This window comes from Candidatus Zixiibacteriota bacterium (assembly GCA_020853795.1).
GTDB lineage: Bacteria > Zixibacteria > MSB-5A5 > CAIYYT01 > CAIYYT01 > JADJGC01.
Genome location: JADYYF010000073.1, coordinates 1 through 24,618 on the forward strand (window position 1 = coordinate 1; position 24,618 = coordinate 24,618).

At 59.8% G+C, this 24,618-nt stretch carries 21 protein-coding genes; 16 read left to right on the plus strand and 5 right to left on the minus strand.

The window, feature by feature from the left end; translation table 11 throughout:
• Window positions 1–1,203, minus strand: coding sequence for an acyl-CoA dehydrogenase family protein (locus IT585_05625; GenBank protein MCC6962712.1), 1,203 nt, complete (start codon window positions 1,201–1,203; stop codon window positions 1–3).
• Window positions 1,204–1,494: 291 nt separating this feature from the next.
• Between IT585_05625 and IT585_05630 the strand changes: the two genes are divergently transcribed.
• On the plus strand, window positions 1,495–2,544 hold the full coding sequence (locus IT585_05630; GenBank protein ID MCC6962713.1) for a hypothetical protein: 1,050 nt from the start codon (window positions 1,495–1,497) through the stop codon (window positions 2,542–2,544).
• Here IT585_05630 and IT585_05635 read toward each other — a convergent pair.
• The 4 genes from IT585_05635 to IT585_05650 form a co-directional block, all read right to left on the minus strand.
• Window positions 2,541–3,893, minus strand: coding sequence for an O-antigen ligase family protein (locus tag IT585_05635; GenBank protein ID MCC6962714.1), 1,353 nt, complete (start codon window positions 3,891–3,893; stop codon window positions 2,541–2,543). The genes IT585_05630 and IT585_05635 overlap by 4 nt on opposite strands.
• Before the next feature lie 22 nt (window positions 3,894–3,915).
• Window positions 3,916–5,094: a hypothetical protein gene (locus IT585_05640; protein ID MCC6962715.1), complete on the minus strand. Its 1,179-nt coding sequence runs from the start codon at window positions 5,092–5,094 to the stop codon at window positions 3,916–3,918.
• Window positions 5,095–5,200: 106 nt separating this feature from the next.
• Window positions 5,201–6,379, minus strand: a complete 1,179-nt coding sequence (locus IT585_05645) for a glycosyltransferase (protein ID MCC6962716.1) — start codon at window positions 6,377–6,379, stop codon at window positions 5,201–5,203.
• 107 nt (window positions 6,380–6,486) lie between these two features.
• Entirely contained in the window at window positions 6,487–7,695 is a 1,209-nt protein-coding gene (locus tag IT585_05650; GenBank protein ID MCC6962717.1) for a glycosyltransferase, read from the minus strand.
• 211 nt (window positions 7,696–7,906) lie between these two features.
• On the opposite strand from IT585_05650, the gene IT585_05655 reads away from it, so the two are divergent.
• From IT585_05655 to IT585_05725, 15 genes are all read left to right on the plus strand, one after another.
• Window positions 7,907–8,251, plus strand: a complete 345-nt coding sequence (locus tag IT585_05655; GenBank protein ID MCC6962718.1) for an STAS domain-containing protein — start codon at window positions 7,907–7,909, stop codon at window positions 8,249–8,251.
• Window positions 8,252–8,290: 39 nt separating this feature from the next.
• Window positions 8,291–10,615 (plus strand): hypothetical protein, encoded by a 2,325-nt coding sequence (locus IT585_05660; protein ID MCC6962719.1) that lies wholly within the window; start codon window positions 8,291–8,293, stop codon window positions 10,613–10,615.
• Window positions 10,616–10,704: 89 nt separating this feature from the next.
• Window positions 10,705–11,436 carry an ATP-binding cassette domain-containing protein gene (locus IT585_05665; GenBank protein MCC6962720.1) on the plus strand — a complete coding sequence of 244 codons (732 nt, stop codon included), beginning with the start codon at window positions 10,705–10,707 and terminating at the stop codon, window positions 11,434–11,436.
• Window positions 11,437–11,439: 3 nt separating this feature from the next.
• Window positions 11,440–12,651 carry an ABC transporter permease gene (locus tag IT585_05670; protein ID MCC6962721.1) on the plus strand — a complete coding sequence of 404 codons (1,212 nt, stop codon included), beginning with the start codon at window positions 11,440–11,442 and terminating at the stop codon, window positions 12,649–12,651.
• Between the two features lie 782 nt (window positions 12,652–13,433).
• Window positions 13,434–14,774, plus strand: coding sequence for an MFS transporter (locus tag IT585_05675; GenBank protein MCC6962722.1), 1,341 nt, complete (start codon window positions 13,434–13,436; stop codon window positions 14,772–14,774).
• 55 nt (window positions 14,775–14,829) lie between these two features.
• The gene (locus IT585_05680) at window positions 14,830–16,083 is read left to right on the plus strand and encodes an imidazolonepropionase (protein ID MCC6962723.1); all 1,254 of its coding nucleotides are present in this window, start codon (window positions 14,830–14,832) and stop codon (window positions 16,081–16,083) included.
• The gene (locus tag IT585_05685) at window positions 16,080–16,559 is read left to right on the plus strand and encodes an LptE family protein (protein MCC6962724.1); all 480 of its coding nucleotides are present in this window, start codon (window positions 16,080–16,082) and stop codon (window positions 16,557–16,559) included. The genes IT585_05680 and IT585_05685 overlap by 4 nt, the downstream gene beginning before the upstream one ends.
• A gap of 75 nt (window positions 16,560–16,634) precedes the next feature.
• Window positions 16,635–17,621, plus strand: coding sequence for a PorV/PorQ family protein (locus IT585_05690; GenBank protein MCC6962725.1), 987 nt, complete (start codon window positions 16,635–16,637; stop codon window positions 17,619–17,621).
• Window positions 17,615–18,067 carry a hypothetical protein gene (locus IT585_05695; protein MCC6962726.1) on the plus strand — a complete coding sequence of 151 codons (453 nt, stop codon included), beginning with the start codon at window positions 17,615–17,617 and terminating at the stop codon, window positions 18,065–18,067. Before IT585_05690 ends, IT585_05695 begins: the two co-directional genes overlap by 7 nt.
• Entirely contained in the window at window positions 18,037–18,498 is a 462-nt protein-coding gene (locus IT585_05700) for a rhodanese-like domain-containing protein (protein ID MCC6962727.1), read from the plus strand. Before IT585_05695 ends, IT585_05700 begins: the two co-directional genes overlap by 31 nt.
• 366 nt (window positions 18,499–18,864) lie before the next feature.
• Window positions 18,865–19,737 (plus strand): hypothetical protein, encoded by an 873-nt coding sequence (locus IT585_05705; GenBank protein MCC6962728.1) that lies wholly within the window; start codon window positions 18,865–18,867, stop codon window positions 19,735–19,737.
• 60 nt (window positions 19,738–19,797) lie between these two features.
• Window positions 19,798–21,072 (plus strand): hypothetical protein, encoded by a 1,275-nt coding sequence (locus IT585_05710; protein ID MCC6962729.1) that lies wholly within the window; start codon window positions 19,798–19,800, stop codon window positions 21,070–21,072.
• Between the two features lie 16 nt (window positions 21,073–21,088).
• Entirely contained in the window at window positions 21,089–22,195 is a 1,107-nt protein-coding gene (locus IT585_05715; GenBank protein MCC6962730.1) for a hypothetical protein, read from the plus strand.
• 273 nt (window positions 22,196–22,468) lie between these two features.
• Window positions 22,469–23,077, plus strand: coding sequence for a GNAT family N-acetyltransferase (locus tag IT585_05720; protein ID MCC6962731.1), 609 nt, complete (start codon window positions 22,469–22,471; stop codon window positions 23,075–23,077).
• Window positions 23,078–23,125: 48 nt separating this feature from the next.
• Window positions 23,126–24,618 (plus strand): YifB family Mg chelatase-like AAA ATPase (locus tag IT585_05725; protein ID MCC6962732.1); only part of this gene is annotated, 1,493 nt, incomplete at its 3' end.

Here is a 24,618-nt window from a genome sequence, read left to right on the forward strand (position 1 = left end):
CTACCCCTCCCATTTCGGCGGCAAACAGCGCACCTCGTGATCGCTGCGGAAACCCAGATAATAATCCGCCTGCATCAGCTTGTGAATCTCGCGCGTGCCTTCGTAAATCGCCGCGCCCTTGGAGTTGCGGAAGAACCGTTCCACCGGATACTCATCTGAGAAGCCGTACGCCCCGTGTATCTGCACCGCATTGTAGGCCGCCTTCTCCGCCTGATCGGTGCAAAACCACTTGGCCAGCGAGGTTTCGCGCGTCGAACGAATCCCCTTGTTGCGCAGCCAGCCGACCTTCATCCACAGATATTGACCCGCCTCGTAACCGTAGATCATCTCGGCGAACATCTCCTTCACCAGTTGGTGCGCCGCAATCGGCTGCTGAAATGTCCTGCGCGTGAGCGCATAATCCTTGCAGGCATCCAGGCACGACTTGATCAACCCCGTCGATCCTGCTGCCACCGTGTAACGCCCGCCGTCAAGGCACGACATGGCAATCTTGAACCCCTCGCCCTCGAAGCCGAGCAGATTCTCCGCCGGCACTTCGACATCTTGCAGCGCGATCCAGCCCGTCTTGCCCGCGCGCACACCCAGTTTGCCCGCGATCGAACCGGTCGTTACGCCCTTGAAACTGCGCTCGACAATAAACGCCGACAGCCCCGTGTGATCGCGCTTTTTCTGCTTGTCGGTGTCGGTCCAGGCAAAGATCAAAAACATGTCGGCGACTTCCGACAACGATATCCACATCTTCTCGCCGTTGAGGATATACTTGTTGCCCACCTTCTTCGCAGTCGTGAGAATCCCGACCGCATCCGATCCCGCCGCCGGCTCGGTCAGCCCGAACGTCCCGATTTTTTCGCCCTTCGCCTGCGGAATCAGGTACTTCTCCTTCTGCATTTCGTTGCCCCAGGTCAACAGCGTCAGGGAATTCAGCCCGATATGCACTGAGAAGATCACCCGCGCGGAGGTGTCGATATACTCCATTTCCTCGCACACCAGTCCCAGCGAGATGTAATCCAGCCCCATGCCGCCGTACTTCTGCGGGATGCAAACTCCGAGCAATTCCGCATCCTTGAGCCGCTTGATGAACTCCGGGTCATTCTTGCCGGCGCGATCCAACTCGGCGATGTGGGGTTTCAGGTACTTGTGCGCCACGTCGCGCGCCATCTGCTGCGCGCTGCGGTGGTCGTCGGTCAGTTCAAAGTCGATCATGATCTATCTCCACGTTTTACTTATTTCGAATCTATCCGCCAAGCGCCCCGTCTCATTCAACTCTGAGCGCCTCACTCCAGCCGTCCACTCTGCGCCAAACCTCTTCCCCTCTCCCTTTGGGAGAGGGGCAGGGGTGAGGGTGCGGTGCACTCGTAGGTCAGGATCCCTGCGCCCTGATGATCGGCTGGCTCCCCGCCTTCGCGGGGATGACGCCTACTCCCCTCTCCCCTTGGGAGAGGGGGCAGGGGTGAGGGTGTTCGTCCAACAAACACATTTCGCCTTGTATAATCAATGATGAATCGCCATCATCGCGCCATGTTGTGCCTTCGACTTGCTCTTCTCGTGATGCTGGTGTGCTCGACCGGCTCAACGGCTTTCACGCTCGACTCTGCTTACGTAGGCCAACTCCGCCGCGGCATCGCCTTCACCATGACCGAGCAGTTCGACTCGGCGCGTTTGGTTTTCCAGCACCTGGTCGATCGCGAAGCCAACGACTTCGCTGCGCGGCTCTACCTGGCGGGCGTCGATCATGCCGAGATGCTCGATCGGGAAGAATACGACGGAAAAGAGAAATTCGAGAGCGACGCCGAACATGCCATCGACCTGGCCGAGGATGCTCTCAAACGCGGCCACGACTCCGCCTGGGCATATCTGACCATCGGCAATGCGCACGCTTACATCGCCTCGCTGGAGGCCAAAGCCGGGGGTTGGTGGTCGGCGATGCGCCGCGGGCTCAAGGCGAAAGGCGCCTACCTCGAGGCTCTCAAAACCAATCCCGCCTTGTACGACGCCTACCTTGGCCTGGGCACCTACCATTACTGGAAATCCGCCAAAACGGAATTCATCAATTGGTTTCCGCTGGTCGGCGATCGCAAGGATGACGGCGTGCGCGAACTCGAACTCGCCGTCGATTCGTCCCTCTTTTCCGGCGACCTGGCGCTTAACTCGCTCGTGTGGATTCAGCTTCACCGCAAGCAGCCCGGGCGCGCACTCGCCTGCGCCGAACGGCTTCACGCCCGCTATCCCAACAGCCGCCTCGTCACGTGGGGGCTCGCCTTCTCGAGTTACGCCGCCGGCCGCTACCATGAGGCGCTCGACTATTTCGGCGCGATCATTACTTCCCTCGAATCCGACTCGACGCAGAACTACTTTAACTTGATCGAGTGCCGCTACCACCGCGCGGAGATTTTCGGTCAGACGCTCCAGTCAGACGCCGAACGCGCAGACCTGACCGCGTTGCTGGCGTATCCAGTCAATGACGATGTCAAACAGAGGCAAGCAGACAAACTGAAGGCTAGTCGCAAGCGGCTCGACCAACTGGCCAAAGCGGCGAAGCCTTAAACGGCGATATCGTGATCCTTGACGGCCTCGACCATCCCCAACGTGATCCAAAAATAATTCGCCATCGATCCGGAAGCGAACATCGGTGCATTGGCGAAGAAACTGATAAAGACGAGGCTGATCGACACGCTTAACATCGCCGTATGGAAGTGTCGCCGGGGTGTGCCCCGCGCTTGGACAAAATCGCGAATTCCGTTGCGGATGAGATAATACATGAACGCGATGAAGATGACCAGTCCGGGAATCCCGCTGGCAACGGCCGACTGGAGATATTGATTGTGCGGGTTGTAGCGTCCGGAGGCGTCCCTGAAGAGATGTGCCGCGGACAGGTCGTTCCAATAGACACGCTGCAACACGTCTCCCACCTTCATTTCCAAGCCGTGCCCCACCACGGGGCTGGCGGCTACCGCTTGCAGCCCGACTTTCCAGAGCGTCGTCCGGTGCGTTGACCCGGCCTGAAGGCGACCGACCTTGTAGAACAAGTCGTAGAGCGATGGCACAGTCATGACGGTAATAAAGAGCAGCGCGGCGAGGGCGCCACAAGCTGCCAGCGTCCGATACTTGCGTTCGGCGACGAGGAACACCGCAACCTGTATCACCGCGCCGATGATTGACGCCCTCGACCAGGCGAGGAACATCGCCAGCACGCCAGTAATCGTTACGGTCACCAGGAAGTATCGCAATAACTTCTGCCGGGTTAACAGTGCTGCCACCACCACGAACGGTATGATGAAGGACAAGATCTGGGCGTAGGCTCCGGGATTGTTGGTGAAGCCGCGCACGCGGAAGTAGTGGCCCTGCGATAGTGCGTAAAGCGAGTAAAGCGAACTGGAAAAGACGATCAGAGTGAGTAGACCCAGAAGCACATATACCCGACGGCGATCGTAGATCGTCGCTTTCGTCACCAGGTACACGACGTACATCGCAATCATCCGTCCGAATTCAGCAATGCTGGCCATCGGGCTGTCGGCGAAGCACAAGCACACCAGTCCCCAGACCAGGAAAACGGCCATGTACTTTTCCATGAGCCCCACCCGCAACGACGGCCACCGTTCGCGGAGCGCGAACTGCCAAAGCGTGACCAGGAGCGCCGCACCGAGCAACAGCCACTTGACCGCTCTCATGATGTCGAAATCGTAGCCCATGTCGTCGCTGAAGTGCGAGATCGAGGTGATCAGAATCACGAAACTCATCTCGCTGTAGAGGATGAACAGCAGACCGACAGTCCCCAAGAAGGCGAGGGTTGCACCCAGCGGGCCCAGGAAGACCGTGGCGCCCAGCACCAGAGAATTGATGACGGCGAGCGTAGCGATCGGTCGGGGATTGGCGGCGGTGGCGGTGGAAGCCATGGTGACTTAGCCGGTCCTGAGCTCACCCGAGCGGCTTTTCACGGACCTGCCTCCAGAGCGTGCGCACGGCCGCGCCGAACGAGGCCATCGCGCTGCCTTCGACGGCTGCCGCCTCCCGGATTGTGACAAAAGTGGCGGTGGCGAGAAAGGTGAGCACTGCCGCCGTCAGCACGATCCACTTCTTCTTCGGCCAGACCGGCTGAACCGGCGGACGGGCAACATCAAGCACGGAAATCGTCGGCGTATCGCGTCGTTCCTGCAACTGCGCCATCTCAAACTGCTGCGACAGCAGTTCGTAGGTCATCTCATAAATCTTGACATTCCGCGTGAGCACCGCCAGTTGCAGCGTCAAATCCGGCACCCGCATCAATGGCACGTCCATCGCCGACAGAATCGAATCACGCGGGGTCGTCGCGCCGATCTCATAACGTCTCAGGCTGTTGCGCAGCTCGCTGACCAGTAGCTGTTTCCGCAAGATATCGGGGTGCTCCGGATAGAGCTGCTTGCGCAATACCTCCAGATCAATCTCCGTTGCCGTCAGCTTGGCTCGCTCTTCGGCCAGCGTCTTGATCAGCGCCTCCGATTGCACATCGAGTGCGATGGCGCCGTGGGTCTGCTGGAACTGCCGCAGCTCGTCTGCCGCCCGGCGTAGGGAACTGTCGGTCTCATTCAAGCGCCGCTGCAAAAACTGGCTGAAGTCGCGGCCCTTCTGGGAGCGCATCTCCTTCTTCAACTGATCGAGAGAAATCACGAGTCGGTTGGCGATCTGCGCCGCCAACTCGGGGTTGCGATCCTCGACTTCGACGGCGACGATGCCGTCCATTTCAACCTTGACGGACATTCGATCACGCAGTATGCCCAGCGCGGCGTGACGCGTAGTGACCTTGAAAGCTGTCATCAGGTCCAGCGAGTCGATCGTCCGCAGCAGAATCGTCTCCGATTCGAGCATGCTGGCGTAAATGTCCGACGGCGTCGCCATGATCGGCAACGCGAAGTTTGATGCAGCCTGGGCCAGTAACCCGGTCGACAGCCCCATCAGCCCGCTTAGCCCCGACTCGGTTTCCGGCGGCAAAACCGTCGTCCGCGCGGTATAGCGCTTGGGTAGGACAAAGCTAATTGCTGCCGCCAGGACGACGACAATCAGCGTGTTGAGGATTATCAGTTTTCGATGCTTAACGAGAATCGAGAGCAGTTTCAGCACCCACACGATCTTCACCTCTCAGTTTGGTGCGCATGATAGCCGCCGGCGAGACGCAAGTCAACGGAATTGCTGAGTCAACTCGACTCTGCGTCTCGATGCGCGCCGATCACACTGCGGCGATCAGGTTGTCAACCACCCGCTCCGCGATCTTCTCCCACGTATGCTCGCCAAGAACAGCCGCGTAGCGCCGCCGCAGGTCCGCCGGTCGCAGCGTCAGGGCCGCTTGAATCGCCGCTTCCCATTCTTCCGGGTTGCACGCGACCGTGCGCACCAGCTCGTCGGGAAAGCTCGCCAGTAGGTCATTGGGAGCAGAGACCGAGGGCACACCCGCCGCGGCCGCCTCGTAAAATTTCAGTGGATTCGAGTGACAGATGAACTCGCTGGGCAGGTAGGGGAGCAGTCCGACGTCGAATCCGGCCACAACCTCCGGCACATGGTCGCGCTCCACTTCGCCCAGGAAATGTACGTTCGGCGCCGACCCGAGCCAGCGTGTGCAGTAATCCTCCTGTTGCCGGCCGACGAAGACAAACTGCCACGCGGGATTGCGCTCAACCAGCGCCCGGAGCAAGGGCCAGTCCAGTCGCTTGGAAATCACCCCCGCGTATCCCAGCCGCGGATGAGCAATCGCCGCCACGCGCGGGTCGACCGTGATGCCGTCGCTTTCGAATCGGCTCAGTGCTGACTGCGATAGGCCGTTGCCGGATATCCAGGCGTTCTTGTAAAAGGAAGCATAACGCTGGTGCAGGGAGGGCGTAACGCAGATCAAGACATCCACCTGCGATCGCTGAGCAACCTCCAGTCTCTGCCCGACAACATCCGGATTGTCGCCGGCATCGGCCAGGTAATCGTACATCTCGTACACGGTTGGCGCTCCGGGGAACAACCGTGAGACATAGCCCTGGACCGGATGATAGTACCACACCAACGGCGGCTCCGACCCCAGCCCGAGCTGCGTGCGCACGCGATCGTACCACTTCCGCAGTGTCACCACATTGCGGCGCGTGATCCACGGATAACGCCAGGCGACAACATCGCTCAGCCAGTACTTTGGGGACGCCAGAAAGAGATTTTCCGCGATCGGTTCGAGTCTCTCCTTTCTAAAATACTCGCTCACGCGGTGCCGCTTCCGTATAGCAGTCGACAGCGGGCACAGCGGTCGATTGACCGCAATCACTGTGAATCCCCGCTTCCGGCCGACCGCCGCGATCGCACGGACTTCATCCTGCCGCGTGAAACACGGCCAGTCCGTCTTATTGAATATCAAGAAAACCCGAGGTAGCGCCATCGCAAGTCCCTTTCTGAATCCCAGCCATGATAGCAGTGCGCCCTCAATTCGACAACCGCGAAATGTCCGAACACGTCGCAAGCATATTTACCCCGCCTGACTTCACTTCAAGGTTGCCGATGGCCGGCGCTCCGCAACTCGGCGATCCGCGCGAGCGTCCGCGCGGCAATGTCATCCCACAGAAAGCGGCCGCTGAAACGTCGTCGCTGTTCGCGCTCAACCTTGTCGTCGCGGGCGAGCGCTGCCGCGATTGCCGTTAGCCAGTCGTTAACCTCCATCCGACAGACCGTGACGACGGTCCGGGGGAAGTTGTGCAACATCTCGATCGGTGACGATACGGAGTGCAGCCCCGCCGCCGCCGCTTCGTAGATCTTGAGCGGGTTGAGGGCAGCAAAGAAGCGATTGTCCCGATACGGCATGATGGACACGTCCAGCCCGATCAGCAACGACGGCAACTGCTCAAGACTAAGCTCTCCGAGATAGTGGAAGTTCTTCCGCGATCCCAGTCGCGCCGCGAGTTCCGGCCGTGCGATTCGTCCGGCAAAAACGAATTGCCAGTCCGGCCGTCGCTGCCCCAACTCCAGCAGCAACTTCCACTCAAGTCGCTCCGAAATCACCCCGGCAAATCCGACCCGCGGATGCGGAATCGCGGCAAGCGCGGCCAGCGGTTCCAGATCGGACCGCTGCAGTTGCTCCCACGTGCCCCGTGCCAATCCGTTGTCGGTCAAGTGTGCCTGGGGATACGGACCGCCATAGGTGGCCAGCAGCTTCGGCGAGGTTGCCAGCAGCAGATGCACGCGCTCGCGGTAACGCCGTTCATCGTCCAGGACACCGGCCGGCATTCGCCCCGCAATCGTCACCAATTCGTCGTAGAGCTCCCAGACGTTGAAGCTCTGCCGATAAATCTGCGTCACATACGCTTGCTGGGGATTGTAATACCAGACCACCGGTGCTGGCTCATGGACGCCCAGCCGCCGCTTCAGCGCGCCCAGACTGCGCTGGAGTGCCAGCACGTTGGCCGCCGTGATCGGCGCCGCCCTTCGGGCCAGGCTGTCATGCAGCAGGTATTTGGGCGAATAGAGATGGAGATTCGGCGCGACGGTCTCAAGCCGGGAACGCGACAACAACTCTGGCACCCGGCTGCGTTTGCGGACGACCGTCGACACCGGGCACAGCGGGCGATTGATCGCAACGACCGTGCTGCCTTGCTCGGCCGCCTTCGCCGCCAACGCCGTCAACATCGGCCGCCGCGAAAACAACGGCCAGTCGACGGACAGAAAGATGAGTATGAGTTGCGGCAAATTCCGGGTCGTCACGCAGCTTTTCCAGCCGGGCCCACACGCCGGCACCAACATGGTACGCAATCTGCCCGCCGCGGCAAATCTCCATTTTTCCGCTTCGCTGCTAAAGCATTTGACCCGGTCGTTGGATTTCGATAAATTAAATGTCTGGCAAGCCGGTTGGCTGCCGCATCCGACTGGTACATTTGTCGTGTCAGCGGTACGTTGGGACCATTCAGGAGGACTGATGAAAGTTACCGTCTCAGAAAAAAACGGCGTGAGCGTCATCGCCGTGTCGGGCAAAATGATGGGCGGCCCCGATACCGGCGAATTGGATGAAAAACTCTACGCGCTACTCGCCAAGGGCAACAAAAACGCCGTCGTCGACCTGCTCAATTGCGAGTGGATCAATTCGTCCGGCTTGTCGATCCTGATCCATCACTACAAAAAATTCAAGGACGCCGGCGGCGAACTGCGGCTGGCCAATCTGACCGACAAAATCGAACGCATCATGGTCATCTCGCGCCTGACCGAGGTCTTCTCGGTGCACGATACCCTGGATGACGCCGTCGCTGCCGCCCGCAAGGGTTAGGCGGCCGTTCTCTAACTCAAAGGTCGGGAGGGCTCCCGCATGTTCAGTCGCATCGCCGTTCCTGTAATTGCGGCCATTGTCTCCGCGTGCTTTGTGCCGGCTCTTGCCGCCTATGAACGCGACCTGGCCGAATTGGCCGACAGCCTCCGCCACCTGGCGCCCGACCACGCCGCCACAGCCACCGTCAGCAACATCACACTTGTTCGCGGGGGCGTCAGCTTTACTCTGGAATCAGGAACGTTGACGCTGGCGCAATCCGTCGCCGGCCGCCGTCTCGGCGCAATTTTCACCGGCGCCGCCCGCGTCCGCTTCACGCCCCCCGATCGCGCCGAACGCTACATGTTTCAGCGCCATTGCTCCGACTCCATCGCGAACTGGGAAGTCAACGAGATCGCCTTCGTCTCCACCGACAGCACGATCACCGAGTTCGCCGCCGTCGCTGCCGGCACTCCGGCGACACTGACCAAGGGCTCGGGGCAACTGGCCGGCCTGATCGATTACGTTGAAGATGACCTCGATATTTCTTTCGCCGCCTTCCTCCTGACCGATCTGCTCCAGCCGGCGCGGCCGGGACGATTCCTAGCCCGGTTTCCGACTCCCTGCGGCAGCGGTTTGATTATTGTCGATCCGAACGAGGTTGAAGAAGTGCAGTTCATCCGCCAGAGTCGTACTGGTGAAGGGGCCTTCCCCGAAGTCGTTTCCAGCTTCCATCTGCCGGAACAGTACGAAGGCCACCGCTGGGGTCCCGACCGCGAGAACAAGGATGAAATCGACAGCCTCGATTATCGCATCGATTGCAAGATCTGGCAATCCGCCAAGTGCGACCTGATTGTCGATCTCGCCTTCACTGCGACCGTCGACTCTCTCCGCGTGCTCAGCTTCACCCTCTTCGACGACCTGATGCAGGAGACCATTCGCGTCTCCGACGCGCGCGGTGATTCGCTTTATTGGCTCAAGCTGAAAGATGAATACGGCATCACCGTCGTGCTGCAGAAACCGCTGCAGCGCGGCGAACGGGAAACCCTGCGCTTTGAGTACTCCTCCAAAGGCATGCTCGCGAAGACGCCTTGGGGCAACAACGTCCTGGTCTCGGCCACCACCTGGTACCCGCGCTACGGCTACCTGAAACGCGCCCGCTATCGCCTGAAATTCGCGGTGCCCAGCCAGTACGAGTTCGTCGGTGTCGGCCGCAAGGTCAACGAGACGATCGCCGGTGATTTCAAAATCTCCGAGTGGGACTGCTCCGAATACCCGGTCGCTTTCGTCTCCTACAATTACGGCATCTTCGAGATCGACACTTCGTCGTTCGTCTCGACTACCGGCCCGATCCCGCTGGCGGTCTATCGCAGCAAGTCGCATCGCGCTTCCACCAAGGACATGATGGAGAGCGTGCTGGCCGACGTCGCTGCCTCCGGTACGCTGTACTCCCTGGAAGTCCATCCCTACCCGTTCGCTTCGCTGGCCGTCACCGAAATTCAGTCGGGACACGGGCAAGGCCTGCCCGGCTTGCTGCATCTGGCCTACAGCACCTTCGATCAGACTTCGCTCTTTGCCTTCGACGATGCCTTCCGTGCCCACGAAGTTGCCCACCAGTGGTGGGGACACCTGGTCGGCTGGAAGACTTACCACGACCAGTGGCTCTCGGAAGCCTTTGCCGAGTATTTCAGCGCCTGGTACATTCAGCGCAAGTATCTTAACGACAAGGAGCACCGCGGCCGCTTCTTCGATCTGCTCGATCAGTGGCGCGACGACGTCTTCCAGTCCGGTTCCTACACCCAGGGCGGCTGGCAGACGGCTTATCAAGAGGGCAATGATGCCGGCCCGATCTGGATGGGACAGCGCCTGCAATCTTCGAAATCGTCCGACTATGCCACTCTCGTCTACAGCAAAGGCGCCTACGTGCTCTACATGCTGCGGATGATGATGTTCGATTTCGTCAAACGCGACGACAGCAACTTCCGCGCGCTCCTCGGCGACTTCCTGAAACAGTATCAATGGCGCGAAGCCACTACCGCCGACTTCCAGCGCGTCGCTGAGGAACACTTCGGCAAGCCGCTCGACTGGTTCTTCGATCAATGGGTTTACGGCGTCGAGCTGCCCGAGTACGAATGGCGCGCCGCCGTCCGTAAGCAGCCCGACGGCAAATTCGCGGTCGATGTTTCCGTCACCACCAAAGGCGTCAGTGACGGATTTCGCATGCTGATCCCCTTCACGATTCTTATGGCCGGCGAATATCACACCACCACGCGGCTCGACATCAGTCAGTTGCAGCAGACCGTCACGGTTGCCAACCTGCCGTATCAGCCGGAGAAGTTCGTCTTCAACAGTTTCAAATCAGTGCTCTGTAAAGAACGACAGAAGTAGCCGCCGCCGAAACGCGCGCGCCGATTTTTGTAACTTTCAACCGCCCTGCCGAGTATCATTACCCTCGAACCCCATTTCTGAGTGGAGCTATGATCGAAACACGGGATCTCTGCAAGAACTTCAAAGACAAGAAGCGCGGCGTCGTCAAAGCCGTCGACCACGTCAACTTCAACTGCAAAGCCGGCGAGGTCTACGGTCTCCTCGGCCCCAACGGCGCCGGTAAGACGACGACCTTGCGCATCATTTCCACCGCGCTGAAGCCTACCTCCGGCACCGCGCTGATCAACGGCGTCGATGTCAGCAAAGAGCCGCAGAAAGTGCGCGAACAGATCGGCTTTCTCTCCGGCAATACCGGCCTCTACGGCCGCCTGACCGCGCGCGAAATGGTCGCCTACTTCGGCAAGCTCTACGGCATGGACGACAGCCTCGTGGCGCGCCGTACGCAGGAACTGTTTACCCTGCTCGACATGAACAAATTCGCCGATTCGCGTAACGAGAAACTGTCGACCGGCATGAAACAGAAAGTCTCGATCGTCCGTTCCGTCCTGCACGATCCGCCCGTGATGGTCTTCGACGAGCCGACCTCCGGCCTCGATGTCATGAGCTCGCGCACCATCGTCGACTTCATCAAGAAGTGTCGCGATGACGGCAAGTGCGTCATCTTCTCGACGCATATCATGTCCGAGGCGATGCGCCTTTGCGACCGCGTTGCGATCATCCACAACGGCCGCATTTACAAAGAGGGGACGGTCAATCGCCTGCTGGAAGAAACCCAGACCAACAATCTCGAAGACGCCTTTATCAAGATCGTGGGGGAGTAGGTTATGCAACTCAAGAACATCAAGACCATTTTCGCCAAGGAACTCAAGGACACCCTCCGCGACCGCCGCACGTTGATCTTTATGCTGGTGGTGCCGATCGTCGCCATGCCGCTCCTGATGACCGGCATCTCCCGGCTGATGATCTCGCAGGTCAAGAAGATCGAAGCGCAAGTCTCGAGCCTGGTCGTGCAGAATGTGCAGGAGCTGCCCGGCGATCTGCAGGACACGCTGCGCACTTCATCACAGTTCAAGTTGATCGATGAGACCGTGTACGGCGACAAGGCCCTCGATTCGCTCAAGTCGGGCGCGCTCGACCTGGTCATGGTCGTGCCGCCGAACTTCCGTTCCGCGATCGAACTGGAATCGCCCACCGATGTCGAAATCTACTATGATAAGGCCGATGATATGTCGAACGCCGCCGAAGACAAACTCACGGCTCTGCTTAAACGCTATAAAGACCGCACTATCGCGGCACGGCTGGTCAAGCGCAATATCTCGACCGAATTGCTGACCCCCTTTGAGGAAGTTCGCAACAGCATCGCCTCGCCGCAAAAACTGGCCGGCCAGACCTTCGGCCGCATGCTGCCGTATTTCTTTATCCTGATGTGTTTCCTCGGCGCCATGTATCCCGCCATCGACCTGTGCGTCGGCGAGAAAGAGCGCGGCACGCTGGAGACCTTGCTCGTCGCTCCCGCCACCCGCGGCGAATTCGTGCTCGGCAAGTACGGCGTGATTCTGCTGGCCGGAATGGTCGCCGGTTTGCTTTGCATGGTTTCGATGACATATTCGCTCAATAATATGATGGTCGGGATGGGCGATATGGCGGCGGCCATGCCCAAGATCGAAGTCAATCTTTCGATGATCGCCCTGATCCTGATGATCGTCATCCCGCTGGCCGGCATTTTCGCGGCGATCTTGCTGTCGGTTTCGATCTTCGCCAAGTCGGCCAAGGAAGCGCAAGGCTACATGGGCTTCTTGAATATGTTCCTGATTTTCCCGGCCTTCATTTCCTTCCTGCCGGGCGTGGAACTCAACTGGACTCTCTCCGTCATCCCGGTGATGAATACCTCGCTGATTGTCCGCGATGCCATCGCCGGCGAAGTCCACTGGCAGTTTATCATCACGGCCTTTGTCTCAACCTTTGTGCTGGCTTCACTGGCATTGTGGTTCGCCAAGACCTGGTTCGAGCGCGAAGAGGTGCTCTTCCGCATGTAACCGCTCTCGATCCAACCGCGGACTTGCCGAAAGATCGGCCGAACGATTAGCCGGAAGTTCGGCCAAAATTCAAGGGCGCACCCTGTGCGCCCTTTCTTTTTCGAAGTTGCGTCAGGTCTTCTCGCGCTGGTTCACCAAACCACTACCTCCGCCGTTCCTGTAGTGCCGACTTCAGTCGGCGTCTTTTGAGGTTGCGTCAGGTCTTCTCGCGCGCCGCTTGTGTGGAAGAACCACTGCCACCAACCGCGCGAGGCGACCTGACGCTTTCCTTGCGCCTCCGCAAACTCTACCAACCTGGATTCCCGCCTCCGCGGGAATGACGCCGACTCCCCTCTCCCTTACGAGGGAGAGGCGGGTAGGGGAGAGGGTGCGTGCCTGACATCCTCCGGAGACCTGCCACGCGCGTTTGGTCGAGGAAATGAGGCTTGTCATTGCGAGGAGCGAACGGTTCCCCCCATCAACTCCAATCGTTACCGCGACGAAGCAATCTATCTTCACCACCGCCCCCCTTCGCGAATGTGCTGCCTTTACCCGCTCCCTCTGGGAGAGGGCAGGGGTGAGGGCTTGTTGCATCCGGTCTTCTCGCGCGCCGCATGTATGGAAGAACCAGTGCCACCAACAGCGCGTGGCGACCTGACGCACTCCTTCTGGATTCCCGCCTCCGCGGGAATGACGCCGACCCTCCTTTTTCCTTCGAGGGAGACGGTGGTGAGGGTGCTTAAACCCCACAACCCTTGCGCCGCCGCCCCCGATTCGCGTATAATCAACTTGGAGTACCGATCTTGAAGCCGACTGCCGCCATCGCCCCGCAACCCGCAACCGACCGACAACCCGGCCGTCTCCGGATCGCCCTCCGCGCTTTCCGCCATCGCAACTACCGCCTCTACTTCGTCGGGCAGTCGATTTCGATTACCGGCACGTGGATGCAGACCATCGCGCTCAACTGGCTGATCTATCGGCTCACCGACTCGCCCTTTATGCTCGGTCTGATCGGTTTCGTGCTCTACGCCCCCAACTTCTTCCTCGCGCCGATCGCCGGCGTCTTCGCCGACCGCACCAGCCGCTTCCGCATCTTTTTCACGGCGCAGGTGCTGTCGATGCTCCAGGCGGCCACGCTCGCCACGCTGGTCCTGACCGACATGATCCAGGTCTGGCACATCATCGTGCTGTCAGCCGTGCAGGGCATGATCAATTCCTTCGATTTCCCCTCCCGCCAGTCGCTGGTGATCCAACTGGTGGACGACAAGAGCGATCTGGCCAATGCCATCGCCCTCAATTCCTCGATGGTGAACCTCGCCCGCATGCTCGGCCCGGCGTTTGCCGGCATTTTGATCGCCGCCATCGGCGAGGGCCTCTGCTTCCTGTTCAATTCCATCAGTTTCATCGCCGTGCTCGGGTGTCTGGCCGCGATGCGCCTGCGTCCGCAGGAGGGCAGCTCGCGTGAAAGCGATATCTGGCGCGGCTTCGCCGAGGGCCTCCGCTACGTGCGCCACTCGCAGTCGATTCGCACCGTGCTCGCGCTGCTGGCGTTCGTCAGCATCGTCGGCATGCCGTATGCCGCGATCATGCCGGTCTTCGCGCGCGACGTCCTCCATGGCGACTCGCAAACCCTTGGCTTCCTGATGGGCATGACCGGCGTCGGCGCCATCACCGCCGCCATCTTCCTAGCGACGCGTCGCCGCGTTATCGGCCTCGAAAGGATGCTGGCGCTGGCATCAACCTTGCTCGGCAGCGGGCTGATTTTCCTCTCCTTTATGCGGGAAATCCACCTCGCGCTGCCGTTCATGTACCTGATCGGCGTCGGCATGATCTCCCAGATCGCCGTCACGAACACGCTCTTGCAGACCCTCGTCGACGACGACCATCGCGGCCGCGTGATCAGCCTCTACGTTGCCTGCTTCGTCGGCATGCTGCCGTTCGGCAATTTGCTCTACGGTTCGCTGGCCTCCGGCATCGGCGCTCCCGGGACAATGCTCGTCGGCGGGCTGCTCTGCCTTCTGGCCTCCGCCGCGTTTCTGACCCAATTGCGCGGCTGGCGCGAAACGGCCTACCCGATTCTCCAAGAGCGCGCCGCCGCGACAGCAAGCCCGGCAATCGCTCCAGCGCAACCCAACAGCAACTAACCTCACGCCAGAGATTTTCTCTTTGATTTCCGCCGCAACTTTCCTTTCCTAACCTCTGCGTATGAAACTACTTCGCAATTGCGCTCAGCTGATCACCTGCGCCAACGCCGACGACAAACCCAAATGCGGCGCCGAGCAAGCCCGGCTGGAATTCGTCGCCAACGGCGCCATGGTCTTCGACAACCAACGCATCGTCTGGGTCGGCCGCGAGTCCGACCTGCCCGAAAGTTACCGCCACCTCCCCACAGTCGATGTCATCGATTGTCGTGGGCAGATCGTTACGCCCGGCCTCGTCGATCCGCACACGCATCCCGTGTTCGCCGCCACCCGCGAGGACGAGTTCTACATGCGCAATGCCGGCAAGACCTACATGGAAATCGCCGAAGCCGGCGGCGGCATTCGAAACTCTGCCCGGCGTCTGCGCGCCGCTGATCCTGACTCATTGTATTCGCTGGGGATGCGCTTCCTTGATCGCATGCTCAAGTCCGGCACGACGACCGCTGAGGCCAAGTCGGGCTATGGCCTTTCGACCCACACCGAAATCAAGTCGCTCGAAGTGATCCAGCGCCTCGACGCCGATCATGCCATCGATCTCGTCCCGACTTTTCTCGGTGCCCACGAATTTCCCGACGAGTACCGCCAACACCGCAATGGCTACATCGATCTGCTCGTCAACGAGATGATTCCCGAGGTCGCCCGCCGCAAACTGGCGAAGTACTGCGACATCTTCACCGAGGCTGGCGTCTTCGACATCGAGCAGTCGCGCCGGGTCATGTCCGCTGCCAAGGCACATGGCTTCGAGCTCAAGTTCCACGCCGACGAACTGAAATCCATCGGCGGCGCCGAACTCGCCGCCGAACTGGGCGCCGTTAGTGCCGATCACCTCGTGTATGTCTCTGACACCGGCATCCAGAAGATGGCTGCCGCCGGCACCATCGCCGTCCTCCTGCCGGCGACCACCTTTTTCCTCGGTCACCGCGAGTATGCGCCCGCGCGCAAGCTGATCGCCGCCGGCGTCCCCGTGGCGATCGCGACCGACTTCAATCCCGGCTCCTCCTGCACGACTTCGCTGCCGGCGGCCATGACGGTCGCGGCGATCTACCTGAAGATGTCGCCCGAAGAGATTCTCATCGCCGTCACTTTCAACTCTGCTTGCGCAATCGGCGTGCAGAAGCAGGTTGGCTCATTGCAGGCAGGGAAGTACGCCGACTTCGTGATCTGGGAGGCCGAAAACTACAAGCAGTTGCCCTACTTCTTTGCACAGAATCCCGTGGCCGCCGTCTACAAACGCGGGCGTCAGGTGGTATGAAAGCTGCATTCGTCCTTTTACTCTGTGCCTTGCTTGCCGGCTGCGGCGTCTATTCGTTCTCCAGTTCCTCTCTGGGTGGCGTCAAGTCGATTGCCGTCCCGGAATTCGAGAACAAGTCGCTCCAGTACGGCATCCAGCAGGACCTGACCCGCAAGCTCATCGACCGCTTCATTCAGGACAACACCCTGAAAATCGTCGCGGCCGCCGATGCCGACGCCGTCCTGCGCGGGGAGGTTCTCCGCTACGAACGGACCGCTTACACCTACGACAAGAGTGACAACGTGTCGGAATACAAGGTCAATATTTATGTCAATTTCGTCCTGGAACGGAAGGGCGGCAAGATCCTGATCGAGCACCAGAATCTCCTCGGCTGGGGCGTCTACGATGCCGCCGCCGAAACCGAAGAGGACGGTAAGGCGGAAGCGATCGATAAACTTGCCCGCGATATTGTCGATGAAACGACCAAAAGCTGGTAGGAACTTTCGTACAATATTGCGATTATCATAGATGAATCACGGACATTCACCGCGGATTTGGAAAGGTATCAACCAATGTTCAGAAGCGTAGTCGCCTGCATCACTCTCGCTCTCCTCACCTTTTCCAGCACTTTGGTCGGCGGCCAGAGTAAGGTTGGCACCACCGCCTATCCATTCCTGAAAATCGGCGTCGGCGCCAAAGCGCTGGCCATGGGCGGCGCGTTCGTCGGTTTGGCCAATGACGAATCCGCGCTCTATTACAACCCCGCCGGTTTGGTCGGTCTGACCGCCCGCAGCGTCTCGGCATCCTACATGAATTACATCGCCGACATCCAGTCGGGCAACCTGATGCTGGTGATCCCGCGCGGCGTCGAAGCGACCGATGAATACCTTGAAGAAGAGAATCCGATCAGCGACGCCCGCTCCACGTTTGCCTTCGGCCTGAACTATCTCAACTATGGCGACATCGACGAAACTAATGCTTCCGGGCAGGTGATCGACCAGTTCGGCGGCTCCGATATGGCGTTCACGTTCGCCTACTCCGCCAAGGCTAATCGCCAGCTCGCGGTCGGCGCCGGCGTCAAGTTCATTTATCAAAAGATCGATGAATACGACTCGCAGGGACTCGCCGCCGATATCGGGCTGCTGTATCGACTCAAGGATGGCCGCACCAATATTGGCTTCTCTGCCTCGAATCTCGGATTCCAGCTCTCCGGCTTGTCCGAGAATCACAAAGATCCGCTGCCGATTCTGATCCGCGCCGGTCTCTCGCATCAACTGCGCGAAATCCCACTCACGGTCTCCGGCGAAGGCGTCGTGCCGTCCGACAACGACGTCTACGGCTCGCTCGGCGTGGAATTTCATCCCGATCTGCCGCTGGCATTTCGCGCCGGTTACAGCTCGTTCGGTTCAAACTACAAGACCGATGGCGACAAAGACGGCACCGCCGGCTTGTCGTTCGGCGCTGGCTTCAAGTTGCCCAAGCTGAACGTCGACTACGCTTACCTGCCGTATGCCGATCTCGGTTCGCTCCACCGCGTCAACCTGGCATACCAATGGTAGCACCCGGTGTGTCCCGCGGCTGGATTATCGGGCTCTGCCTGATCCTGGCGGCCGCAATCGCCGCCTGCTCGCCGCCGACCCCATCTCCCCGCGAACGCGTCCTCGAATTCGTCCGTCTGATTCAGTCGGACTCGCTGCCCAATATCATGCCGTATATCGATCTTGATTCGGTTGCCGCCTACGAGTACGCCGATGCGAAGTACGATTCGCTGCCACTGCCGCAGAAGAAACAGCGCTTGCTGGACGCCTTTGCCGGGAGCGGTGAGATTCGTGCCAACTGGGCTCGCGCCCAGATCGTCGTCAACGAGGAACAATTCCTCGACGACACCAGCGCCTCCGTCGAGGTCTCCTTCATCGATCGCTCCACGCGCATCCAATATTACTCTCAGTTTCTCATGAAGAAACGAGCCGCCAGTTGGATCATCACCGATTTTCAAATCAACTGACGGCCAGTCTTGGAAAACTCCCGACGCGCGGTATCCTCGTCTTGACTGTGATGATCCTGACCTTCCTTGGCTCCTTTTTTGGCTGCGGCAATCAGGACGGCAGCCGGATCAAACAGGTGACGGTCACCCAACTTCGCGCCGAGTTGGAACGCGATTCGACTCTGGCTCTGATCGATGTGCGGACCCCCGAAGAATATAACCAGATCCGCGTGCCGCACATCAAGGCGCGCATCGATTATGCCGCCATTGCCGCCAGAATTGACACCACCCAATTCCCCAAAGACCGACCGGTCTATCTCATTTGCCGCACCGGCCGGCGCAGTCTGATCGCGGCCAAAGAACTCCTCGATCTGGGCTACCAATCTCCCATCAATGTCGCCGGCGGTACCGTGGCTTGGGACCAGGCCGGCTACCCGCTGATTAAACGCTGAAGCCGTCTTCAACGTCGATGAATTGGTCGGGGAAGCGGGGGGATTTTGTCCGCCGATCGGAGCGGCGAAGTTTCTGCAACGCACCTCGTTAGCGCGGCAAAAAATCCCTTGCTTTTCCCAGACCGGTTTTGTAAAGTCGGGTCTGTTATTTTCTTGGATAGAAGCGCTGCGCTTTCGTCATTGGAGGAGATGATGTCGGTTGGGAAGTCGGTTAGCCTCGTTTTAGGCATTTGTTTCCTGTGTATATTTTTAGCGGGCTGCGAAGGGGATACCGGGCCGATCGGCCCGCCCGGGTTTACAGGCACAGAAGGTCCTCCCGGGAGTGATTTCGTTCCTGATCCGATTGCAGACCAGGTCATCGGACTGATGGTTGTCAATGCGGTCGGCACCGACATGAACGGCGCCGCCAAAATCACCGTCACGTCGCGTGAAGATGCCGCTCCCAGCGCCACCCAGGTCGTGGCGGCGTTGATGGCGACCGCGCCGGTGATCGACGGTCGCACCAGTTCGGCGAATGAGTGGACGGCGGTCCCCCTTTCGTCCCTGCAGTTAACCAACCTCTTTGGCGCCGACAACGGTATCTCTGCCGCCGACGTCCAAATGGGCTACGATCGCGCCAACATTTATATGCGCATTCGCTGGACGGAAGTGGAAAGCGGAGAGTTCCTTGCCGCTGCCGATACCACTTGGAAAATGTGGACCTTTGACGGGTCGCAGTGGTCGCAGGGCAACGGCGATGACAAGCTTTTCCTCGTTTGGGAGACCTCCCCGATCACCGGCTGGGACGCCAACGGCCTGACAACAATCTTTAATGGTACGACCTTCAAGACCCCGGCTGCCGGCGAGCAGGCCGATCTCTGGATGTGGTCCGGCACGCGCACCTACTATGCCGGAGTCTGCGCCGACAAGAATGTGGTCTATTCCACAACCAACGGCGAGCAGGATGATTTCGGCATTCAGTACTTCATCGAAAACACGCCGCAAGCTGGTCTTCCGGCCTACATGAAGACGCATTCGCCCAAGGTTGGCTCAACCTATCCGCTTTGGGCATTCGAATACGGACCGTTCGTGAACACGATTGACTGGGAAGCCGGCGCCACGATTCCGGGTGTCATCACCCTCCAGCCGTCGGTTTCGGCAGCGGATGTGCGGGCGGCGGCAGTTTTTGCCAACGGCACCTGGACCGTCGAATTGCGACGCGTCCGTAACACCGGCCATCACGATGACGTCGTGTTGTAGGGATGGGAGGAACGATCATGGCCAAGCTGACTTTCCAGGTGATGAATGTGGGAGGAATTGATGCGCAAGTTTAACATAGGAGTCGTCCTCGCAATCCTCTTCACGGGATTGATCTATCTCGCTGGCTGCGACGGCGACGAAGGCCCGGTCGGTCCGAAAGGGATCAAGGGCCGCAAAGGTGATCCGGGAACGGATACTGAAGTCGGTCCGCCCAGTTCGCGCCATTTCGCTATCGGCGTGACCAACTCGCACCGCTACGCCGTCAATGGCGATATCAGCGTATTCATCACTTTCGATTCCACGGTGCGCGCCAACCGCGATACCGTCGTGGCCGGCTACGTCACGACGCCGCCGCTGATCGACGGCAACGATGGCGAGGAAGTTGAATGGGGTCCGCAGAAATCCCGCCTGCGCCTCGCGGCTCTCAATACCGCCTCCGGTTACAAGGACAATGAAATCTACGAGGTCGCTTGTCGCGCTGCCTGGGACGAGAACTATATCTACACGTTCTTCCAGTGGAAGGAACGCAAGGTGACCGTCCGCGTCACCGGCGGTGATTCCACCGTCTTTGACGCCGGCGCTTCCGATCAACCGCATCAGCTCTACTTCGATGCCCAGTCCAAGCGTGTCGATAAGATCGAAGGCAACGACACCACCTTCTTCCAGTGGATCCGGAAAGAAGTCCTCGATGTTAAAGAGAAATGCGATACGATCATTCTCTTCCCGGGTCAACCGCCGATTATCATCTGCCGTCCCGACACGCTCTTCGGCGACACCAACTTCGTCTGGCTGCAGCAGCCGATTGATGAAGACAAGCTGGCGATGTTCTGGTGCGATGAGGAATTCGATGGCTGGTCACAGTATGCGTTCCAGGAGTTCTTCGGCGTTCCGGGCAGCGCCACCGGGTCCAACGACGCTTTGATCGACGCTTGGGTCTGGGGATCGGGCAGCACCAACCCGGTGAACACCGCGGACGATTGGTACTTGATTGGCAGCGGTTTTGAACCCGACGCCGGGGCACCGCCTTTTATCGACAATTTCGTCGTTCCCGATTCCGTGCCGCTCTATCAGAGCTTCCGCGATCCGAACTACAAATCGACCGCGAACCTGCTGATTCAAATCTATCCGTTCTGGTACTTTGATGCGGTCGGATACGCTTACAACGGCTGGGATATCTATCGGGCAGTCTACGTTCCCGGTATTGTGACAACGCTTCCGTCCGACTCGCGCGCCGACGTCTATGCGCGCGGAGTCTTCGACGGCGGTACCGGTGTCTGGACCGTGGAAATGCGCCGTGCGCGCCACACCTACAGCGGCGATGATGTGAAGTTCTGAGGAGGAGATGACGACGATGAAACCATACTTCAAAATATCGCTTCTGGCAGGATTGGCTGTCCTGTTGCTTCTGGCACTTGCGGGCTGCGATGGCGTCACCGGGCCGCGCGGACCGGTTGGTGATCCGGGTGACCCGGGCGACAACTATGTTCCGCCAGTGCCGACTAACCGCTTTTTCTCCCTGGCCATCACTAACAACAGCCAGCGCAGCCACAATGGCGCGCCCAAGTTGTACCTCGCCTTTGACGGCCTTCATCAGGCAGCCGGTGACACCGTAGTCTCCCAGCGGCTTGCCGCCGGTCAGACGCCGGCCATCGATGGTGTCGATAATGGCGCCACCGAATGGGGCGACAAAGTGACCAACGTGACACTCTATCGGGCTGCCGGTGACTTCAACTTCATCGAAAGCGCGCAGGTGCGTTCCGCCTTTGACAATGAGTTCGTCTACTTCCAGGTCAAGTGGACGGAAGTTGCCAACGCCACGTACGGACTCGAAGTCTCGCGTAGTGACAATCCGAATCCTTGGGTCTATCCCGCTTCCGGTACCGGTGGAAACGTCGGACGGTGGGACAAAGGGACATCCAACGAGGATCGACTAAACCTGTTCTTCGAAATCACGCCCGTGACCCGGTATGCCAGCGATGGTTGCTACGTCACTTGTCATACGACCGAACGCAACGAGACCAATTATCATGCGACCCGCGCTGCTCGCGAGCGCATCGATATCTGGCACTGGACCGCCGGTACCACCAATCATACCGGCTATGGTTACGATCGCTACCTGGACAACTCCCTGACTGGTGTCAAGCCCGACATCGGCACGCCGGTGGTGCGGTCGAATCGTGAATTCATCGCGGCCGGTGCCGACACCACTGATCGTCCCCTGTACATGGCGCTGGGCGATCCTAACAGCAATTCCGGTTATCCCCTCTGGGATTTTGCCATCACCGGCGTTGCCAATGAAGGTTGGACCCCCGGTGCTACGATTCCGGCTTTCGTCAACAGCATCCCGACCCTCAGCTCGGCGGATCTGATTGCCGTCGGCCAGTACGACAATGGCACCTGGACGGTCGAACTTAAGCGCAAGCGCATCACCGGTAACGGTGACGACGCTGACTTCTAAGCTCCGCGCTTAGTCACAAGTGGCATCTTATGGGTCGACGGCACTTCGCCGTCGACCCTTTTTCTTGCCTCCCGCTGACGCCGCAAAAAGCAGTTGCCTGGCCAATCCGCGGACTGTAAATTATGACATCTTTATCGACGAACAATTGCCTGACCTTTGGCGGTATTGGATGGCTTCGAAAAGCGGCTCTCATATCAATCTCGAAGACCGGCGCTTCCGGTTGGCGTGGTTGCGCCCAAGCTCGCGTTGGTCAAACGGACACGGAGCCGCCCGATGACAGCTTTCGGTCTGAAGCGCCTGCATCTGCGCACCGATCGTCTCCTACTGCGACCGCTCCGCAACCGCGATGCCGCCGCCTTGACGGCCGCCGTGCAGCAGAGCTTGCCGGAGTTGCAACCGTTTCTCCCCTGGGCGGAGTCCGACTACTCGGTGCGCCACGCCCGCGACTTCGTTCGCCGCGCCATCACCTGGCGCCGCTCGCGCGTTGCCTACGCCTTCGGAATCTTTGATGCGCACACGCGGGAACTCATTGGGGGCAACGGCCTGCACGGCATTCGCAGCAGCACCGCCTCGGCGGAGATCGGCTACTGGATCCGCTCTGATCGCGCGGGGCAGGGCATCGCCACCGAATCATCGGCGCTGGTCTTGCGCTTCGCCTTTGAGGCCCTCCGCTGCCATCGCGTGGTCCTCCGGGCCGCCACTGACAATGTCGGCTCGCTGCGGGTCGCCGAAAAACTTGGCTTTCACCTCGACGGCGTCCAGCGCCATGAAGCGCATTTCGCCCGCGGGTGGAGCGATTTCAACTATTTCACTTTGCTGGAAGATGAATATCGCGCCAATCACCATTTGCTGATGCGCTGGCTGGCGCCCAAAAGGGATTGACTCGCACCGACGATTACATTCTCTCAATAGGGGTCAAAAAGGACGATCATGCTTGCCAAAGTTCTCTCCGCCGCTGTGCTCGGTATCGAGGCCTACACGGTTGAAGTCGAGGCCGACATCACACCGCAACTCCCGCAATTCGCCACCGTTGGCCTCCCCGACGGCGCCGTCAAGGAAGCCAAAGAACGCGTCATGTCCGCCATCAAGAACTCAGATTTCATCATGCCCAGCAAGAAGGTCACCATCAATCTCGCGCCGGCGGATATCCGCAAAGAGGGTTCCGCCTTCGATCTGCCGATGGCGGTTGGCATCCTGGCGGCTACCGGGCAAGTGATGCGCGAGGAATTTCAGGATCTCGTTCTGCTCGGCGAGCTGTCTCTTGACGGTACGCTTAAACCCGTGCCCGGCGTGCTGCCGATGGCGCTTGGCGTGCGCAAGAGCGGCTTGCGGGGCATCCTGGTCCCGCGTGAGAACGCCTCCGAGGCTGCCATGTCCGACGGTCTCGAGGTGTATCCGATCGGCTCGCTCAAGGAGGCCATCGCGTTCCTCGAAGATGAACGCCTGCTCACGCCCTTCCGCATCGATATGAAGGAAATCTTCGACACCGCCCGCAACTACACCATCGACTTCGCCGAGGTGAAAGGGCAGGAGGCCACCAAGCGCGCGCTCGAGGTTGCCGCGGCCGGCGGCCACAATATCATTCTCGTCGGCCCTCCCGGCTCCGGCAAGACGATGCTGGCGCGCCGGCTCCCGACGATCCTGCCCGACATGACCGTCGACGAGGCACTGGAAACGACCAAGATTCATTCCGTCGCCGGTGTGCTTCCCGCCGACACGCCGCTAATCGCCACACGGCCGTTTCGTTCGCCGCACCACACGATTTCCGACGCCGGCCTGATTGGCGGTGGCCGGATCCCGCGTCCCGGCGAGGTCTCGCTCTCGCACAACGGCGTGCTTTTCCTCGATGAGCTCCCCGAATTTCGCAAAGACGTCCTCGAGATGTTGCGCCAGCCGCTCGAAGACGGCTTCGTCACGATCTCGCGCGCCATGACTTCACTGACTTACCCCTCCAAGATGATGCTTGCCGCTGCCATGAATCCCTGTCCTTGTGGCTACCACGGCGACCTCTCCCACGAATGCACCTGCATCCCGATGCAGATTCAGAAGTATCGCGGCAAGATTTCCGGCCCGCTGCTCGACCGCATCGACATCCACATCGAAGTCCCCGCCGTCAAATTCAAGGAACTCACCGACCGCAGCCTCGGCGAGAAATCGGAGATCATCCGCAAGCGCGTCAACGAGGCCCGTCACCGACAGCACGCCCGCTTCAAAGACCGCAAACACCTTTACTGCAATGCCCACATGGAGTCGAAAGACCTGCGCGAATTCTGCCCGCTGGATGATTCCAGCCAGGACCTGCTCCGTACCGCCATCAGCAAACTCGGCCTCTCGGCGCGCGCCTACGACCGCATCATCAAGGTCGCCCGCACCATCGCCGACCTCGAGGGCTGCGACAACATCACCGTCCCCCACATCTCCGA

Bases quoted from the DNA above. Each gene is read 5' to 3' on its own strand.
- IT585_05625 (MCC6962712.1), bottom strand. From the start codon at position 1,203: ATGATCGACTTTGAACTGACCGACGACCACCGCAGCGCGCAGCAGATG.
- IT585_05630 (MCC6962713.1), top strand. From the start codon at position 1,495: ATGATGAATCGCCATCATCGCGCCATGTTGTGCCTTCGACTTGCTCTT.
- IT585_05635 (MCC6962714.1), bottom strand. From the start codon at position 3,893: ATGGCTTCCACCGCCACCGCCGCCAATCCCCGACCGATCGCTACGCTC.
- IT585_05645 (MCC6962716.1), bottom strand. From the start codon at position 6,379: ATGGCGCTACCTCGGGTTTTCTTGATATTCAATAAGACGGACTGGCCG.
- IT585_05655 (MCC6962718.1), top strand. From the start codon at position 7,907: ATGAAAGTTACCGTCTCAGAAAAAAACGGCGTGAGCGTCATCGCCGTG.
- IT585_05660 (MCC6962719.1), top strand. From the start codon at position 8,291: ATGTTCAGTCGCATCGCCGTTCCTGTAATTGCGGCCATTGTCTCCGCG.
- IT585_05665 (MCC6962720.1), top strand. From the start codon at position 10,705: ATGATCGAAACACGGGATCTCTGCAAGAACTTCAAAGACAAGAAGCGC.
- IT585_05670 (MCC6962721.1), top strand. From the start codon at position 11,440: ATGCAACTCAAGAACATCAAGACCATTTTCGCCAAGGAACTCAAGGAC.
- IT585_05685 (MCC6962724.1), top strand. From the start codon at position 16,080: ATGAAAGCTGCATTCGTCCTTTTACTCTGTGCCTTGCTTGCCGGCTGC.
- IT585_05690 (MCC6962725.1), top strand. From the start codon at position 16,635: ATGTTCAGAAGCGTAGTCGCCTGCATCACTCTCGCTCTCCTCACCTTT.
- IT585_05695 (MCC6962726.1), top strand. From the start codon at position 17,615: ATGGTAGCACCCGGTGTGTCCCGCGGCTGGATTATCGGGCTCTGCCTG.
- IT585_05705 (MCC6962728.1), top strand. From the start codon at position 18,865: ATGGTTGTCAATGCGGTCGGCACCGACATGAACGGCGCCGCCAAAATC.
- IT585_05710 (MCC6962729.1), top strand. From the start codon at position 19,798: ATGCGCAAGTTTAACATAGGAGTCGTCCTCGCAATCCTCTTCACGGGA.
- IT585_05715 (MCC6962730.1), top strand. From the start codon at position 21,089: ATGAAACCATACTTCAAAATATCGCTTCTGGCAGGATTGGCTGTCCTG.
- IT585_05720 (MCC6962731.1), top strand. From the start codon at position 22,469: ATGACAGCTTTCGGTCTGAAGCGCCTGCATCTGCGCACCGATCGTCTC.